The sequence below is a fragment of the Streptomyces sp. NPDC043996 genome (assembly GCF_056435225.1).
The window spans coordinates 517,674-534,454 of sequence record NZ_JBWKEY010000003.1; the positions used below are offsets into that span (position 1 = coordinate 517,674).

Genomic DNA, 16,781 nt, shown 5'->3' on the forward strand with positions numbered 1-16,781 from the left:
GAAGCCCTTCAGGGGATGACGACCACGGGTCGTTGCGCGCGGCGCGCGAGCCGGCCCGCGACGGAGCCGAAGATGCGCCCCACGATGCCGTGCGTGGAGCCGACGACGATGGCGTCCGCCGAGTACTCCCGGCCGACCTCTTCGAGTTCGTGGCAGATGTCGCCGCCGCGCTCGACGAGGATCCAGGGCACCTCCGACAGATACTCCGCGCAGGCGAGTTCGAGCCCGAGGACCTCGGTGCGGTGGTCGGGGACGTCGACGAAGACCGGTGGCTCGCAGCCCGCCCAGACGGTGGTGGGCAGCCGGTTGGCGACATGCACGATGATCAGGCCGGAGCCGGAGCGGTGGGCCATGCCGATCGCGTAGGCGAGGGCCCGTTCGCTGGACGTCGAGCCGTCGAAGCCGACGACGACGCCGTGCCGGAAGGCCGGATCGCAAGAGTGACGTGGTTCTTCCGCCGCTTGGGGGGTCGTCGTCGGATCGGCGACCTGCCGCTTGCGGTCCGCGGGTTCGGAGAATTCGTGACCGGCCATCGGTGTCTCGGCGAAGGAGTCCTCTGTGGGAGGGTCGGCTTTTTTCGAGTGGGTCGGCGCCCGTGGTACGAGGCGGTGGGTCGGTTCGGGCGAGTCGATCGGGGCGATCGGGTCGGGCGAGTCGATACGGGCCGCGCACGGCGGCCCGGTGGTGACGGGTGACGCACGGAGCGGAGCGGGTCGGACCCGGCGGCCTGGGGCACGCGGGCCATCACCGGACGCGTGTCCGGGAATCACCTTCCCAACCCCTTACCCCCAAGGGTACGGCGGCACTCCTCTCCTGCCCACCTCCCGTCCGGGTCTCTCCCGGGCCGTCGGACGCCCGCGCAAGGCCTCACGGCGGCCGCACGGCGTTCACCGGAGCATGCATGAGCCGGGCCCGGATGGCAATGGCAGCTGCCCCGTACAGGCGGTTTGCGCCTGGTTCGCGCGCGTGGCCCCTTCAGGCCAGTGACCGGCCGCTTGTCCACGCGTTGAACCGGTGAAACCACCCGTTCGGAGACATTCCCCATACCCCACCCCGCCCCCACCCACACCTCTCCCCACTACGCCCCCCTCACCACCACGCCCCACCGCCCCCTGCCACACCACCACCCCACCGCCCTCTGTCACACCACCGCGCCCCACCCCCTTCCCTCACACCACCGCGCCCTGCCCCTCCACTCGCTTCCGTCACACCACCGCGCCCCGCCCCCTCCTTTCACACCGCTCCGCCCCGCCCCTTCCCTCACTCCCCTCGCACCACCACAGCCCGCCGCCTCCCCTCCCCTCCCCTCCCCTCCTCCCGACCTCCCCCCCACCCCTCCGCCCATCACCACGCGCGAAACCACCGCCCCAGGGAGTACGCCGTGTCACGACCCTTCACCGCCGCCCCGGCCACCGCACCGGCCACCCGTCGTCGTTCCCCCGAAGGGGTGGGTGAGCGCAGGCACCCCGGGCCCACGGGGCCGCGCGGGGCCGAGCCGCCAGGGGTGGCGCCGCAGGAATCGGCGAGCGACGTGGTGCGCTGGGCGGCGTTCTCCTGTGTCCTGGTTCCCGTCGTCCTCGTGGGGTACGGGACCTCACTGGCCGGTGCCGCCGGATCGGCCCTGGGGCTCGCGGCCGTCACCGGCGTCTGCCGGGTGCTCCTCAGGCAGTCCGAAAGGGGAGCGGAGCGGGCCCGCGCCCAGCGGCACCCCGGCGCCCGGGGACGGCACCCGGGGGCGGCTCCGGGAGCGCATCGGAGCGGGCGTCACGCGGGGCCGAGCACGCCGGTGGACTGACTGATTCCAACGCACTCCCCCGAATGTTTTCAGCCAACTTCCGGCCGGTCCGCATTCCCTGGCCGAACAGGGGGTCAACCCACGTCCCACCAGGGGTGAAAGGAGCGAAGAAGGCGTCTGCACCCTACGTTGACCAGCCACTGGGACGAGGCGTACTTCCCTGGGCGCCCCACGAGTGCGACGCTTCGTGATCGAATGCTTCACGCCAAGTTGCCATGTCGACAATGCGCCGGGTGCTCAACTGGTCACGCCGGCGGCACGGGACGCAGTAGATTCGATCTTGACTGTAGTACGGCGGGGGACTGGTGGAGGACCGAGGGGAAACGTGCAGGAGCGACAGGCCCAGCAAGCACGTCAAGAACAGGGAGCCGCGACGACCGAGGGGGGCTTAGCGCCATGAGCCACGACTCCACTGCCGTGCAGGAAGCAGCGGCGCGGAAACTCTCCGGGCGACGCCGTCGGGAAATCGTCGCGGTGCTGCTCTTCAGCGGTGGTCCCATCTTCGAGAGTTCCATACCACTCTCCGTGTTCGGCATTGACCGGCAGGACGCGGGAGTTCCCAGGTACCGGCTGCTCGTATGCGCCGGTGAAGAGGGCCCGCTGCGGACCACCGGCGGACTCGAACTGACCGCGCCCCACGGCCTTGAGGCGATCTCGCGGGCGGGCACCGTCGTCGTGCCGGCCTGGCGGTCGATCACATCGCCGCCGCCCCTGGAGGCACTCGACGCACTGCGCCGCGCGCACGAGGAAGGGGCCCGCATCGTCGGCCTGTGCACCGGCGCGTTCGTCCTCGCGGCGGCCGGTTTACTGGACGGCCGCCCGGCGACGACGCACTGGATGTACGCGCCGACGCTGGCCAAACGCTACCCGTCCGTCCACGTCGACCCGCGAGAGCTGTTCGTCGACGACGGCGACGTGCTCACGTCGGCGGGGACCGCGGCCGGAATCGACCTGTGCCTGCACATCGTGCGCACGGACCACGGCAACGAGGCGGCGGGCGCCCTCGCCCGCAGGCTCGTCGTGCCGCCGCGCCGCGCCGGAGGCCAGGAGCGCTACCTCGACCGGTCGCTGCCGGAGGAGATCGGCGCCGACCCGCTGGCCGAGGTCGTCGCGTGGGCCCTGGAGCACCTCCACGAGCAGTTCGACGTGGAGACGCTCGCGGCCCGCGCGTACATGAGCCGCCGCACCTTCGACCGGCGCTTCCGCTCCCTCACGGGCAGCGCGCCGCTCCAGTGGCTGATCACCCAACGGGTGCTCCAGGCACAGCGGCTCCTGGAGACCTCGGACTACTCCGTGGACGAGGTCGCCGGGCGCTGCGGGTTCCGTTCGCCCGTCGCACTGCGCGGCCACTTCCGCCGCCAGCTCGGCTCCTCGCCCGCCGCCTACCGCGCCGCGTACCGGGCGCGCAGGCCCCAGGGCGAGCGGGCGCTCGACGGCGCCTCCGGCGGCCCTGCGGCCGTGCCCACCGCGTCCGCCGTGGTCTCGGCCGCGGAAGGACCCGGCGGACCCTCGGGTCCCGGCGGCCCGGTCCCGGGCCCGCATCCGGGGATGTCCCCGGGTCCGGTACCGGCCCAGACCCGCCGTACGGCCGCGGCGAGCGCGTTCGGAGCCACGGCGCACCTGCCCATGGACGCGGCCAAGGCCCACTCGGACGGGTACGCGCCGGGACGCACGCCGCTCCCCGGCCAGAGGAGCGCGCCGTAGGGTTGGGCGCATGAACGATCGCATGGTGTGGATCGACTGCGAGATGACCGGGCTCTCGCTGACGGAAGACGCACTTATCGAGGTGGCCGCACTGGTCACCGACTCGGAACTGAACGTGCTCGGCGACGGAGTGGACATCGTGATCCGCCCGCCGGACGCGGCGCTCGGGACCATGCCCGAGGTGGTGCGGCAGATGCACACCGCCTCGGGCCTCCTCGACGAGCTGTCCGGCGGCACCACCCTGGCCGACGCCGAGGAGCAGGTGCTCGACTACATCCGTCAGCACGTGAAGGAGCCCCGCAAGGCCCCGCTGTGCGGCAACTCGGTCGGCACGGACCGCGGCTTCCTGCTGCGGGACATGCCGACCCTGGAGAACTTCCTGCACTACCGCATCGTCGACGTCTCCTCCATCAAGGAGCTCGCCCGGCGCTGGTATCCGCGGGCGTACTTCAACAGTCCGGACAAGAACGGCAACCACCGGGCGCTCGCCGACATCCGCGAATCCATCGCCGAGCTCCGCTACTACCGCGAAGCGATCTTCGTGCCGCAGCCCGGCCCGGACTCGGACACGGCCCGGACGATCGCCGCGAAGCACGTACTGCCCGCGGGTTAGCCCGCCCCTGTAGGCCCCTCGTACGGGGTCCGGCATAAGGAGTGCGCGAGCACCCCTTCGGACCCTGTACACTTTTTCTCGGCCGGTCGGAAGAACGACAAAAGACCGGCTCACGGTGGGTGTAGCTCAGTTGGTAGAGCACCTGGTTGTGGTCCAGGTGGCCGCGGGTTCAAGTCCCGTCACTCACCCTGAAGACAAGGGCCCGGTCCGCGAAAGCGGATCGGGCCCTTGTCGTTGCCGCCACCGCCGTGGCCGGGCGCGGCGTACCGTGTCCGCGTGGCAACCGAAGATCTGGGGCGCACTCTGCGCCGCCTGCGCCGCTTAGCCTCGCTGAACCAAGAAGAGCTGGCCGAGCGCTCGAACATCTCCGTCGACGTGATCCGCCAGCTCGAACAAGGGCGGAAACACACGGCGCGCCTGCCCACGCTGCACGCCCTCGCGAACGGCCTCGGCGTGGAGCTGACCACGCTCCTGGGAGACCCGCCCGCCGTCACGGCCACCGGCGAGACCGACGGGCCGCGCTTCGTCGCGGTACGCCGCGCCCTCATGCCCGCGCTCTGGGCGCCCGAGCCGGAGCCGCCAGGGCCCGGCTTCTCGCTGGCCCGGCTGCGCGAACAGATCGCGGACGGCTGGACGCGGTACCACGCCGCCGAGTTCGACACGGTGATGACGGCCCTGCCGGACCTGATCGCGGACGCCCGCTCCGCCGCGGCCTCGGACGACGCCGAGGACCGCGGGACCGGCTGCGCCGCCCTGGGCAAAGCCCTCCAGCTCGCCGGGCACGTCGCCGTACGGATGGGCAAGACCGACCTCGCCCTCATCGGCCTGGAACGCGCGGCGGACGCCGCCGGGCAGTCCTCCGACCCACTGCTCCTCCCCATGATCGTCAACTCCACGGCGTGGACGTACCAGCGGCAAGGACGCCTGGAGGACGCCCTTGCCATCGCGCTCCACGCCGCGTCCACCATGGCGGACGCGGGCCACACCGGCACGGCCGACGGCCTGAAGGTGTGGGGCGCGCTGACCATGAGCGCCGCCACGTCCGCCGCGCGCGGCGGCGACTACGACCGCGCCGCGGCGATGATGGCGAGCGCGGAGAAGGAAGCCACCCGGGTCTCGAAGCTGCCCGCCGGCGGCGACAACCGCATGGTCAGCGTCTTCAGCCCGTCCTCGGTCCGCATCGAACGCGTCCGCCTCGCCGTCCAGTACGGGCACCCGCACGACGCGCTGGAACTGGCCAAGGGCATGCGGCTGTCAAAGGACACCCCACCGTCCTGGCGGACATGGCTCCTGCTCGACGTGGCACGAGCCCACACGGACGTGGGCGACGCCACCGGAGCGGTACGAACCCTGGAGTCCCTGCGCCGGGCGGCCCCGACGTGGATACGGCACCACACCCTGGCGGTAGCCATCGTCCGAGACCTGTGGACCCTGCCCAACCATCCCCCGGGGCTGCGCTCACTGGCGGAGTTCCTCGGGGTCGCCGACTCACGCCACGAAAGCGGAACGCTACGTAGCGGTTCGGTTGCACGGCGAGGCGAAGAGGCTCCGGCGCCCACGTGACCGGCCCGCCTACGCCGAGACTTCACGAGCCGTAACGGCCAGCCACACAGGACCGTCCCTGTCGATGACGCGCAGCGTGGACCGCAGGCGCCTGCGGATGCGGGAAGACGCCACGTCGCGCAGAAGGGGCCCAAGGCGCAGGAGCGGCCCCTCGGCTTCCCTCCAGGCCTTGAGCCGTACGAGGGCGTCCAGCTCCGCGGTGGTGTAGTAGAAGGCACCACGTCCCGTCGGATTGACCGCCTTCAGGAGTTCGCTGGTGCGCTGGAAGCGGGCCACGGCACGGTCGGGTTCCCCGAGGAGCAACGCCACCTCGCCCTCGTGCCCGGTGACTTCCAGGTCGTCCACCCACCACGACCAGTGCGGGTCCCGCGATTGCAAGGAGTCCTCCAAGCGGCCGCGCGCCCTGCCGATCGCCCCCAGGGCCCGCGCGCGCTCGCCAGCGGCAGCGAGGGCACGGCTGCGCCGCACTTCGGAGAGGAGCGCCACCCTCGGCGGCACCGAGCAGCTCGTGACCTCGTCGCATAAGGAGAGCGCCTCGCCCACGCGCCCGCTCTGGGCCGCCTCCATGGCCAGCAGGTCCATCGCGAACCACCGCATGGCCCGATCGTCGGCCGCCCGGGCGAAGTGCAAGGACTCCAGCCACGCGGCACGCGCCTCCTCCGGGCGATCCGCGTCGAACAGCAGCCATCCGGCGATCTCGGCCATCTCGGCGACGACGGCCGGGTGGGTCGATTCCTCGCTGCCGATGCGCGCCCGCTCGGCGCGCCACAGCTGCACGGCCGCGTCCGCCACGTGGTCGCCGCCGTGCGCACGGTCATGTTCGAGCAGCCACCCCGCTCGCCGCTGCACAACGGCGTGAGGGTGGCCGTCCCGTGGAATGTCCGGGGCCTCGCCCCGGGCTCGCGCAGCAGCCCGCTCCAGTTCCGCCAAGGGCGCGGCGAGTGCGGCGGCCAAGGGAGTGAGCCAGGCATCGGGCACACGCATCCCGCGCTCCCACCGCGACACCTCGTTGCGGGTCAGGGTGGTCGTGCCGCTGATCGCGCACAGCCTGGCGGCGAGCTGGGACTGGGTGAGCCGTGCCCGTCCACGCAGCGCGGCGAGGTGCGCGCCGAACGCGCGCCGCGCCGCTGTGACGTCGTCCACGTCGTCCATACAGGGGGCCTCCTCCACCACCACGCTACCCACGCGGCTGGCCCCCGGCTGGCCCCTTACGGGCTCCTCCCTCCCCACCGGTGACGAGGCTTCGATGGGACGGAAGGCCCCGGCGACCGTGCGACCGGTCCCGGGGCGCAGCCCACCACCCAGGAGCCGACATGGCCAACAGCACGGCCCCCGTTCCCCCACCCAACGACAGCCCTCCGGACAGCCACGAGCGCCAAGCGATCGCCGACTGGCTGGCGGCCGCCGAGCCCGACCCGGGCAAGGCCTGGCGGGAGTGGTGGGCGCGTGGCTTCGCGCTGTTGCCGCTGGGGCGCCGGTTCGATGCCGTGCGGGTGCCGGCCGAGCGCGTGCACGCGGCCGTGGGCAGCGACCAGGCGGAGGCCGTGGCCATGGGTCTGCGGGCCTGGCTCGAGGGTCCGGTGATCCGCGACCTGCGCGGCGGCCTCGGTCCGTACTACGTGCTGATCTCGCCCGGTGCCGACTGGGGCGGCAGGGAGGAGCGCCTCAGCAGCGGCACCTACCTCGGCGTGCCCCGCCCCGGTCAGATGTCGCTGCACACGGGCTGGGTCGCGCTGCCGCCCGCGCCCGGCAGGCTGTGCGACCCCGTACACCTGCGCACCCTGCTCACGCTGGCCGACCAGCCGTGACCGCCCCTGGACCGCCCCCGCTGGAGGCCCGCGCCGAGCGCGCGTACCTCAGGCTGCTTGACCACCTGCGCAGCTGTCCCCGGTGCGGTACGGGCTGGCTGGGGGCGCCCTGCCGGGGGCTCCACCACCTGAACAGGGATCTGCGCGCCGCCCGGAAGGCCGCGCTCCGGGAGCGGGAGGCGCCGAGCGTCAGGACGAGGCCCGGTGGACCAGTTCCGTCGGCAGGACGATCCGGGAGCGGGTGAGGTGGCGGGCCGTGGGCGGGCGGGGGTCGGCGATCTCCGCGAGGAGCACGTCCGTCATCGTGCGGCCCATCTCGACGATGGGCTGGCGGACGCTGGTCAGCGGCGGATCCATATGGCGGGCGATGGCCGAGTCGTCGAAGCCGACCAGGGCCACGTCGTCCGGTATCCGGCGCCCCTCCTGGCGCAGCACCTGCCGGGCGCCCGCCGCCATCACGTCCGAGGCGGCGAAGACCGCGTCCAGATCCGGCCTGCGGGCCAGCAGCTCCGCCATGGCGCGGCGGCCGCCCTCCTCGGTGAAGTCCGCGCGGGCCGTCAGGGACTCATCGGGGCCGTGCCCGGCCTCGGCGAGCGCGGCGCGGTAGCCGTCGAGGCGGAGCTGGGCGCCGTACACGTCCAGGCGGCCCGTGATCGTCGCTATCGCCCGGCGGCCCCGGGACAGCAGATGCGTCACGGCGGCGCGGGCGCCCGCGAGGTTGTCGGAGTCCACCGAGGGCAGCGGCTCGTCGGCGCGCCTGCGGCCGCTGATCACCGCCGGGATCTCCAGCTGCCGCAGCAGGTCCGGCAGCGGATCGTCCGCGTGCACCGACACGAGCAGGACGCCGTCCACCCGGTGCGCCGACAGGTACTGCGCGAGGCGGCGGCGCTCCCGGTCGCCGCCCGCGAACGTCAGCAGGAGCTGCAGATCGGTGTCCGCGAGCGCGGCGCCCACACCGTGGATGATGTCCGAGAAGTACGGCTCGGCGAAGAACCGCGACTCCGGCTCCGGGACGACCACCGCGATCGAATCCGTACGGTTCGCCGCGAGCGCCCGGGCCGCCGTGTTCGGTACGTAACCGAGCTCGGCCACGGCCTCCTCGACGGCGGCGCGCGTCGGGGCGCTCACCCGCGGCGAGCCGTTGATCACCCGGGACACCGTCCCCCGGCCGACGCCCGCGCGCGCGGCCACCTCCTCCAGCGTGGGCCGCCCCCCGCTGCGCCCCTTGGGCTGACGAGTCCCCATCAGTGCCTCCCCACGACGCGAAATCTAACAGCCGCCCCCCGGCCACCAGCGGCGGCGTGAACCGCCCGCAACTCCCGCCGTCCGGTGCCTTGACACCCCCGCGGCGAGCCGTAACCCTTCAAGGCATCAAATATGGGAGCGCTCCCACCCTACTCGGCTCATACACGACCCGCACGTTCCTTCCGAGCCACACCTCTCCAACACGTGTCACCCGTGCGGGAGTTGGAGGAATACCGGCAGGTCGGAGCACTAGGAGGACACCATGCGCCACAGGACCCGTTACAGGACTCGAACGCCCCGCACGGCCCTGGTGCTCGCGGCCGTCGCCGCCCTCGCCGGTGGCGCGCTCACCGGCTGCGCGGAGGATTCCGACGAGGACGGGCCCGGTGGCTCCTCCGGCGGCGGGGGCGGGGGCGGAAAGGGCAAGACGACCCTGACCATCGGTGTCTTCGGCGCCTTCGGCCTGCAGGAGGCCGGTCTCTACGAGGAGTACGAGAAGCTCCACCCGGACATCGACATCAAACAGAACTCCGTCCAGCGCAACGAGAACTACTGGCCCGCGCTGCTCACCCACCTCAGCGGCAACAGCGGCCTCTCCGACATCCAGGCCGTGGAGGTCGGCAACGTCGCCGAGCTGACCGGCACCCACGCGGGCAAGCTGATGGACCTCGGCAAGGCACCCGGCGTCGACCAGAAGGCCTACCTCGACTGGAAGTGGAAGCAGGGCACCAGCGAGGACGGCAAGACCGTCGCCCTCGGCACCGACATCGGGCCCACCGGCATCTGCTACCGCAAGGACCTGTTCGAGAAGGCGGGGCTGCCCACCGATCGCGAGGCGGTCGGCAAGCTGTGGGCCGGTGACTGGAACAAGTACCTGGAAGCGGGCAAGCGCTTCCAGGCGAAGGCACCCAAGGGCACCGCCTTCGTGGACGGGGCGGCGGGCGTGATGGCCGCCGTGCACGGCTCCGGCGCGCAGAAGTTCTACGACGCGGACGGCGAGCTCGTCTACAAGGACAGCCCCACCGTGAAGGAGGGCTGGAACCTCGCCGCCGAGTTCGCCGAGGCCGGCCTCACCGCGAAGCTCCAGCAGTTCCAGCCCAGTTGGGACCAGGCCTTCGCCAACGGCTCCTTCGCCACGGTGACCTGCCCGCCCTGGATGCTCGGCTACATCAAGGACAAGGCCGGGTCGAAGGGCGAGGACCAGTGGGACGTCGCCGCCGCGCCCAAGCCCAGCAACTGGGGCGGCTCCTTCCTGACCGTGCCCGAGGCGGGCGACCACAAGGAGGAGGCGGCCAAGCTGGTGGCCTGGCTGACCGCCCCGAAGCAGCAGGCCAAGCTGTTCGACGAGCGCGCCAGCTTCCCCAGCGCGAGCGCCGCCTACGACCTGCCCGAGGTCAAGGACGCCAAGAACCCCTACTTCGGCGACGCGCCCGTGGGCCGGATCTTCTCCCGGGCCGCCGAGGGCGTGCCCGTCCAGCCGATCGGGCCCAAGGACGGGATCATCCAGCAGTACCTCGCGGATGTCGGCATGCTCGGGGTCGACCAGAAGGGCACCTCGCCCGACAAGGCCTGGGGCAAGGCCGTGAAGACGGTCGACAACGCCCTGGACCAGTGACGCGGTGACCGACATCCCGAGCGACGCCCAGAGTGCCGCGTCCTCCACGGGGGAGGAGGGCGCGGCCCCGCGCGCCCCGGCCGGGGAACGGGACACCACGGCGGCGGCCGCCGAGCGCCGCCGGGCGTGGCGCAGCCGCCTCTACCGCTGGGACGTGCGGTTCAGCCCCTACGCCCTGATCGCGCCGTTCTTCCTCTTCTTCGTCGCCTTCGGGCTCTTCCCGCTGCTCTACACGGGGTGGGCCTCGCTGCACCGGGTGGAGCTGGGGGCGCCCACCGACATGGAGTGGGTGGGCCTGCGCAACTTCTCCCGCCTCCTCGATGACGAGTTCTTCTGGAACGCGCTGCGCAACACCTTCACCATCGGCCTCCTTTCGACCGTGCCGCAGCTGCTCATGGCGCTCGGGCTCGCCCACCTCCTCAACTACCGGCTGCGCGGGTCCATGTTCTTCCGCGTCGCGATCCTCACGCCGTACGCGACGTCCGTGGCGGCGGCGACGCTCGTGTTCGTGCTCATGTTCAGCCGCACCGACCACGGGATGATCAACTGGGGTCTCGGGCTCATCGGGATCGACGCCGTGGACTGGCAGAACGGCGACTGGACGGCGCAGTTCGCGGTGTCCGCGATCGTGATCTGGCGCTGGACCGGCTACAACGCGCTGATCTATCTCGCCGCGATGCAGGCCATCCCGAGGGATCTGTATGAGTCGGCGGCGCTGGACGGGGCGAGCCGCTGGCAGCAGTTCCTCCATGTGACGGTGCCGTCGCTGCGGCCGACGATCCTGTTCACCTGTGTGGTGTCCACGATCGGGGCGACGCAGCTGTTCGGTGAGCCGCTCCTGTTCAGCCAGGGCGCGAGCCCGACCGGCGGGTCGGACCATCAGTTCCAGACGCTCGGTCTGTATCTGTACGAGCAGGGGTGGTTCAACCAGCACCTCGGGCGGGCCTCGGCGATCGCCTGGACCATGTTCCTCATCCTCGTCCTGATCGGCCTGGTCAACTGGCTGGTCAGCCGGTGGATCCGCAGAAGCGCGTGAGGGGATGACATGACCGATGTGACACCTGCGCGCCGCGCTCGACGCACCGGCAGACGCACCGGCGGGCGCGACGCCCGGCGCGGCGCCGGGCGGCAGCTGCACGGGGGGAAGCTGACGTACGCCGTACTGATCCTCTTCACCGTCGGCTCGCTGTTCCCGCTGGTGTGGACGGCGATCGCCGCTTCCCGCACCAATACGCGCCTTGCCGAGACGCCACCGCCCTTCTGGTTCGGCGGCAATCTCTTCAAGAACCTGGAGATCGCCTGGACCGACGCCAACATGGGCACGGCGCTGCTCAACACGCTGGTGGTGGCGGGCACGATCACCGTCGGCACGGTGCTCTTCTCCACCCTGGCGGGCTTCGCCTTCGCCAAGCTGCGGTTCCGCTTCCGGGGTCTCCTTCTGCTCCTGGTGATCGGCACGATGATGGTGCCGCCGCAGCTCAGTGTCGTCCCGCTGTTCATGCTGATCGCCGACTTCGGGTGGACCGACCAGCTGCAGTCGGTGATCCTGCCGACGCTGGTGAGCGCCTTCGGGGTGTTCTTCATGCGGCAGTACCTCATCGAGGCGCTGCCCACCGAGCTCATCGAGGCGGCGCGGGTGGACGGGGCCAGCAGCCTGCGGCTGATCTGGCACGTGGTCTTCCCGGCGGCGCGGCCCGCGATGGCCGTGCTCGGCATGCTGACCTTCGTGCTCGCCTGGAACGACTTCTTCTGGCCGATCATCGCGCTCACCCAGGGCGGCGAGCCGACCGTGCAGGTCGCCCTCGCCGGGCTCGGCCGGGGGCAGATCCCCGACCAGTCCGTGATCATGGCGGGCGCGCTGCTCGGCACGCTGCCGCTGCTCCTCGCCTTCGTCCTTTTCGGCAAGCAGATCGTGGGCGGGATCATGCAGGGCGCCGTCAAGGGCTGACGCCGTCCGCACGCCCGGTTCACTCCTCCTCTCACTCCTCCTTTCCGTACGACTCATGGGAGCGCTTCCATGTCCGATGCGAACCTGCGGTTCCCCCCTGGCTTCGTGTGGGGTGCCGCCACCGCCGCCTACCAGATCGAGGGGGCCGCGCGGGAGGACGGCAGGACGCCGTCGATCTGGGACACCTTCAGTCATACGCCGGGCCGGGTGCTCGGCGGTGACACCGGGGACGTCGCCTGCGACCACTACCACCGGTGGCGCGAGGACGTGCGGCTGCTCGCGGACCTCGGCCTGACGGCCTACCGCTTCTCCGTGTCCTGGCCCCGGGTGCAGCCCACCGGGCGCGGGCCCGCCGTGCAGCGCGGGCTCGACTTCTACCGCGCGCTGGTCGACGAGCTGCTCGCGCACGGCATCACGCCGATGCTCACCCTCTACCACTGGGACCTGCCGCAGGAGCTTGAGTCGGCGGGCGGCTGGCCGGAACGGGAGACGGCGGAGCGCTTCGCGGAGTACGCCGGGATCGTCGCCGGGGCGCTCGGGGACCGGGTGGAGGCCTGGACGACCCTGAACGAGCCCTGGTGCAGCGCCTTCCTCGGCTATGCCTCGGGGGTGCACGCGCCGGGCCGCACCGAGCCCGCCGCCGCCCTGCGCGCGGCCCATCACCTGAACCTCGCCCACGGCCTGGGCGCCCTGGCCCTGCGCGCGGCGCTGCCCGCCCGCGCCCGCGTCGGCGTCAGCCTCAATCCGAGCGCGGTGCGCCCGCTCACCGACGCGCCGGCCGACCTGGACGCGCGGCGCCGCGTCGACGCGCTCGCCAACCGCGTCTTCACCGGGCCGATGCTGCGCGGCTCGTACGACGACGATCTGCTCGCGGACACCTCGGGCATCACGGACTGGTCCTTCGTGCGCGACGGCGACCTGGACGTGATCCGGCAGCCGCTGGACTTCCTCGGCATCAACTACTACTCCCCCGCTGTCGTGTCGGCCGCTCCCGACGCCGGTGACCCGCGCCACGACGGGCACGGCGCGAGCGACCACTCCCCCTGGCCGGGCGCGGACTCCCTCGTCTCCTTCCACCGCGCGCCCGGTGAACTCACCGCCATGGACTGGCCGGTGGACCCCACCGGCCTGTCCGACCTTCTCCTTGAGTACACCGCTCAGGCCCCCGGGGTTCCGCTCTATGTGACGGAGAACGGAGCGGCCTACGACGACAAGCCCGAGGACGGCGCCGTGCACGACCCCGACCGCGTGCGCTACCTGCACGGACACCTGTCGGCCGTGCACGGGGCGATCCGCGCGGGCGCCGACGTCCGCGGGTACTTCCTGTGGTCGCTCCTGGACAACTTCGAGTGGGCGTACGGCTACAGCAAGCGGTTCGGCATGGTGTACGTCGACTACGAGACGCAGCGGCGGACGCCCAAGTCGAGCGCCCGGTGGTACGCGGGGGTCGCGGCGAGCGGGGTGCTGCCGGAGGCTGCCGCCGAGGGGTGAACAGGGGCGCGCCCCGGCCTGGTGTGGGGGGGGATGGCCGGGGCACGCGTTTCCCGTGGGGGGGATCAAGGGCCCGCCCCGGAGGGGGAACGGGGACGGGACCACTGCGCACGTTAGCCCCGCCCCAGTGCGACATTTCGGGCCTTATGGCGGGCTTAAGGAAGGCATCGGGGACCGTTAAAGCGGGATGGCCAACCGGGCTCGCCCATCGGGATCGTTAGAGACGGCGGCGGCGCCGCACCATCGCGCGGGCCGCGCGCCGCCCCGCCGAGGGGCGCCGGGAGCCGCGCTGCAGCCAGAGCCTGACCTCGGTGCCGCCGAGCACCGACCGGCCGATCCGTACATCGCCGCCCGTCGACTCGGCGAGGCGGCGCGCGATGTCCAGGCCGAGCCCCGTCGAGCCGACCGCGCCCGTGCCGTCGGTGGCGGCGCCGGAGGCGCCCCGGGTCAGCGCGGCCTTCGGGTCGGCGATGCCGTCGCCCGCGTCGGAGACGAGGACGATCACCGCGTCCTCGCCGCTGTGCACGTCCACGGCGAACGCGGCGCCCTCCCCGGTGTGGCGGAAGACGTTGCCGAGCAGCGCGTCGAGCGCGGCGACCAGGTCGGCGCGCGCCACCGGCGCCCACACCGGCGCGTCCACGCCCGCGACCCGCGCCTCGCGCCCCTCGTCCTCGGCGAGCGCGGACCAGAACTCCATGCGCTCACGGATCACTTGGGCGGCGTCGCAGCCCGCTCCGGGCCCGGCGGTCGCCGTGCGCGGCTTGGCCTCGCGCGCGGTGCGGATGATCGTGTCGACCTCGCGCTCCAGGCGCTCCACGGCGACGCGGGTCTGTTCGGCGGCGGGTCCTTCGCCGAGCGATGCGGCGTTGAGGCGCAGGACGGTCAGCGGGGTGCGCAGCCGGTGGGAGAGGTCGGCGGCGAGTTCCCGCTCGTTGGCGAGGAGGTGGACGACCTGGTCGGCCATGGAGTTGAACGCCACGGCGGCGAGCCGCAGTTCGGTGGGCCCCTCCTCCGGCACGCGCGCGCCGAGCCTGCCCTCGCCCAGGTCGCGGGCGGCGCCCACGAGGCGCCGCGCGGGCTGGACCATGCGCACGCCGAGCCGGTCGGCGACCGCGACGGACCCGATGACCAGCGCCACGCCGACGCCCGCGAGCACCAGCCAGGCCGTCGCGACCCCGTTGCTGACCGCGCTCTCCGGCACCTGGATCTCGACGACGGCGATCTCGCCGGAGCCGAGGCCGAAGGGCTGGAGCAGGGCGTAGCCGCCGGGCACGGAGACGGTGCGGGCGCGGCCCTGCTCCCGGGTGGCGTCGATGGCGCCCGCGTGGGCACGGCGGTCGCCGATGGTCAGCGCGGGACGCCCGTCGACGGCCGGTACGTGCACGGCCATGCGCCCGTCGCCGCCCGCCTCGGAGGTGGCGACGGCCCGGGTGAGCTGCGCGCGGTCGGTGGTGATCGACAGGGTGGGGCCCATGGTGGCCGCGTGCCGTTCGGCGTTGGAGAAGGCGCGGTCGCGCGCCGTCTCCTGGATGACGAGGCCGAGCGGGACGGCGAAGGCGACCACGACCATCGTCGTGACGGCCAGGCACACCTTCACGAGCGCCCATCTCACGGCGCGCGCTCCCCCGCCACCGCTGTCACAGGGGTGGTTCCAGTTTGACGCCGACGCCGCGCAGGGTGTGCAGATAGCGGGGTTTGGCGGCGGTTTCGCCCAGTTTCCTGCGCAGCCAGGACAGATGGACGTCGATGGTCTGGTCGTCGCCGTAGGACTGCTGCCACACCTCGGCGAGGAGTTCCCTGCGCGCCACGACGACGCCGGGCCGTCCGGCGAGGAAGGCGAGCAGGTCGAACTCGCGCCGGGTCAGGTCGAGGCGCGCGCCGTCGAGGTCGGCCTGGCGGCGCAGCGGGTCGACGGTCAGGCCGCCGACGCGCAGCACCCGGCTCGGGGCCGTCTCTCCGGAGCCGCGGGCGCGGCGCAGCACGGCGGCCATCCGCGCGGAGAGGTGCTCCACGGAGAACGGCTTGGTCAGGTAGTCGTCGGCGCCGTCGTTGAGGAGCCGGACGATCTCCGTCTCGTCGTCACGGGCGGTCGCCACGATCACGGGCACGTCGGTGACGCCGCGCAGCATCTTCAGCGCCTCGGCCCCGTCGAGGTCGGGCAGGCCGAGGTCGAGGATCACCACGTCGAACCGGTAGTGGGCGACCTCGCGCAGCGCCTCCAGGGCGGTCCCGACGCTCCGTACGGTGTGGGAGGCCTCGGAGAGATGCCGGATGAGGGCCGAGCGGACGAACTGGTCGTCCTCGACGACGAGCACACGAGCCATGGGCGGCACCGTACGCCATCCGGGCGACGCCGGTGCCTGGTGGGAGTTTTGGCCCGGACATGAGCGTCATGTCCGGCCCTCCAGGCGGTACTTCTGGCCTCCGCGGCCCTGGTGGGGCACGATGGCCCGCGATGCGCAGAGGTCTCCTGCACGCCGGCGCGTGGTCGCTCGCCACGGGCGCGGCGGTCGCGCTGTCGTGGTGGGGCGTGCACTCCGTCATGGAGGGCACGGTCTACGACCCGCCGCGCGCGGTGCCGCTCACGGCCCGGCAGGAGCACCCGGTGTCGTCGTCCACGCACCGGCCGGAACCGGCGCCCAGCGCCCGGCCGTCGAAGCCCGCGCGGTCCGCCGCCGCCCCCGAGCCGCCGAAGCCGCGCACCCCGTCCCGCCGGGCGTCCCCGCCCGCCAAGCCCCCGCCGGGGAGCGTGAAGACCTATCCCACCGACGGCGGCCGGGTCGTGTTCGACCTCGGCGCGAACGCCGCGACACTGGTGTCGGCGTCGCCCACGGCGGGCTGGTCGATGCAGGTGTGGAAGGCCCCGGCGTGGATCCGGGTGGAGTTCACCTCGGGCCCGGAGCGGGTCTCGGTGTTCTGTACGTGGCACGACCGGGCGCCGAGGGTGGACGTCACGACGTACTGATCCGCACGGGCGCCTACGGGAGTACGGGCGCGCG

Annotated in this window: 15 protein-coding genes and 1 tRNA gene; 11 read left to right on the forward strand and 5 right to left on the reverse strand. The window is 72.6% G+C overall.

Annotation, left to right across the window (positions count from 1 at the left end; translation table 11 throughout):
* Positions 1–8: 8 nt before the first annotated feature.
* Positions 9–533, reverse strand: a complete 525-nt coding sequence (locus tag AC07A4_RS09625; RefSeq protein WP_150511256.1) for a universal stress protein — start codon at positions 531–533, stop codon at positions 9–11.
* A 971-nt stretch (positions 534–1,504) separates the two neighbouring features.
* Here AC07A4_RS09625 and AC07A4_RS09630 point away from each other — a divergent pair.
* The 5 genes from AC07A4_RS09630 to AC07A4_RS09650 all read left to right on the forward strand — a co-directional run bounded on the left by AC07A4_RS09630 (position 1,505) and on the right by AC07A4_RS09650 (position 5,675).
* Positions 1,505–1,795: a hypothetical protein gene (locus AC07A4_RS09630; RefSeq protein WP_478595931.1), complete on the forward strand. Its 291-nt coding sequence runs from the start codon at positions 1,505–1,507 to the stop codon at positions 1,793–1,795.
* 396 nt (positions 1,796–2,191) lie between these two features.
* Positions 2,192–3,499: a helix-turn-helix domain-containing protein gene (locus AC07A4_RS09635; RefSeq protein WP_478595300.1), complete on the forward strand. Its 1,308-nt coding sequence runs from the start codon at positions 2,192–2,194 to the stop codon at positions 3,497–3,499.
* A gap of 10 nt (positions 3,500–3,509) precedes the next feature.
* Positions 3,510–4,112 carry an oligoribonuclease gene (gene orn / locus AC07A4_RS09640; RefSeq protein ID WP_478595303.1) on the forward strand — a complete coding sequence of 201 codons (603 nt, stop codon included), beginning with the start codon at positions 3,510–3,512 and terminating at the stop codon, positions 4,110–4,112.
* A 115-nt stretch (positions 4,113–4,227) separates the two neighbouring features.
* Positions 4,228–4,300 (forward strand) — tRNA-His (locus AC07A4_RS09645).
* Between the two features lie 88 nt (positions 4,301–4,388).
* Entirely contained in the window at positions 4,389–5,675 is a 1,287-nt protein-coding gene (locus AC07A4_RS09650) for a helix-turn-helix domain-containing protein (protein ID WP_478595305.1), read from the forward strand.
* 9 nt (positions 5,676–5,684) lie between these two features.
* On the opposite strand, the gene AC07A4_RS09655 is transcribed toward AC07A4_RS09650, so the two are convergent.
* Positions 5,685–6,827, reverse strand: a complete 1,143-nt coding sequence (locus tag AC07A4_RS09655) for a helix-turn-helix domain-containing protein (protein ID WP_478595308.1) — start codon at positions 6,825–6,827, stop codon at positions 5,685–5,687.
* Between the two features lie 161 nt (positions 6,828–6,988).
* Here AC07A4_RS09655 and AC07A4_RS09660 point away from each other — a divergent pair, with 161 nt between their 5' ends.
* Entirely contained in the window at positions 6,989–7,483 is a 495-nt protein-coding gene (locus tag AC07A4_RS09660) for a hypothetical protein (protein WP_478595310.1), read from the forward strand.
* A 189-nt stretch (positions 7,484–7,672) separates the two neighbouring features.
* Here AC07A4_RS09660 and AC07A4_RS09665 read toward each other — a convergent pair whose 3' ends face one another.
* A complete protein-coding gene (locus tag AC07A4_RS09665; protein ID WP_478595312.1) occupies positions 7,673–8,728 on the reverse strand; it encodes a LacI family DNA-binding transcriptional regulator in 1,056 nt (351 codons plus the stop codon).
* 262 nt (positions 8,729–8,990) lie between these two features.
* Here AC07A4_RS09665 and AC07A4_RS09670 point away from each other — a divergent pair, with 262 nt between their 5' ends.
* From AC07A4_RS09670 to AC07A4_RS09685, 4 genes are all read left to right on the forward strand, one after another.
* On the forward strand, positions 8,991–10,343 hold the full coding sequence (locus tag AC07A4_RS09670) for an ABC transporter substrate-binding protein (RefSeq protein WP_478595314.1): 1,353 nt from the start codon (positions 8,991–8,993) through the stop codon (positions 10,341–10,343).
* 13 nt (positions 10,344–10,356) lie between these two features.
* Entirely contained in the window at positions 10,357–11,379 is a 1,023-nt protein-coding gene (locus AC07A4_RS09675; protein WP_478595933.1) for a carbohydrate ABC transporter permease, read from the forward strand.
* Between the two features lie 9 nt (positions 11,380–11,388).
* Complete coding sequence (locus AC07A4_RS09680) at positions 11,389–12,291, forward strand: carbohydrate ABC transporter permease (protein WP_478595316.1); 903 nt, start codon at positions 11,389–11,391, stop codon at positions 12,289–12,291.
* Between the two features lie 69 nt (positions 12,292–12,360).
* Positions 12,361–13,782, forward strand: coding sequence for a GH1 family beta-glucosidase (locus tag AC07A4_RS09685; RefSeq protein ID WP_478595319.1), 1,422 nt, complete (start codon positions 12,361–12,363; stop codon positions 13,780–13,782).
* 217 nt (positions 13,783–13,999) lie between these two features.
* Here AC07A4_RS09685 and AC07A4_RS09690 read toward each other — a convergent pair whose 3' ends face one another.
* Positions 14,000–15,394, reverse strand: a complete 1,395-nt coding sequence (locus tag AC07A4_RS09690) for a sensor histidine kinase (protein ID WP_478595321.1) — start codon at positions 15,392–15,394, stop codon at positions 14,000–14,002.
* 25 nt (positions 15,395–15,419) lie between these two features.
* Positions 15,420–16,106, reverse strand: coding sequence for a response regulator transcription factor (locus tag AC07A4_RS09695; RefSeq protein ID WP_478595324.1), 687 nt, complete (start codon positions 16,104–16,106; stop codon positions 15,420–15,422).
* Between the two features lie 131 nt (positions 16,107–16,237).
* Here AC07A4_RS09695 and AC07A4_RS09700 point away from each other — a divergent pair, with 131 nt between their 5' ends.
* Positions 16,238–16,747, forward strand: a complete 510-nt coding sequence (locus AC07A4_RS09700) for a hypothetical protein (RefSeq protein ID WP_478595326.1) — start codon at positions 16,238–16,240, stop codon at positions 16,745–16,747.
* The last annotated feature ends 34 nt before the right edge of the window (positions 16,748–16,781 follow it).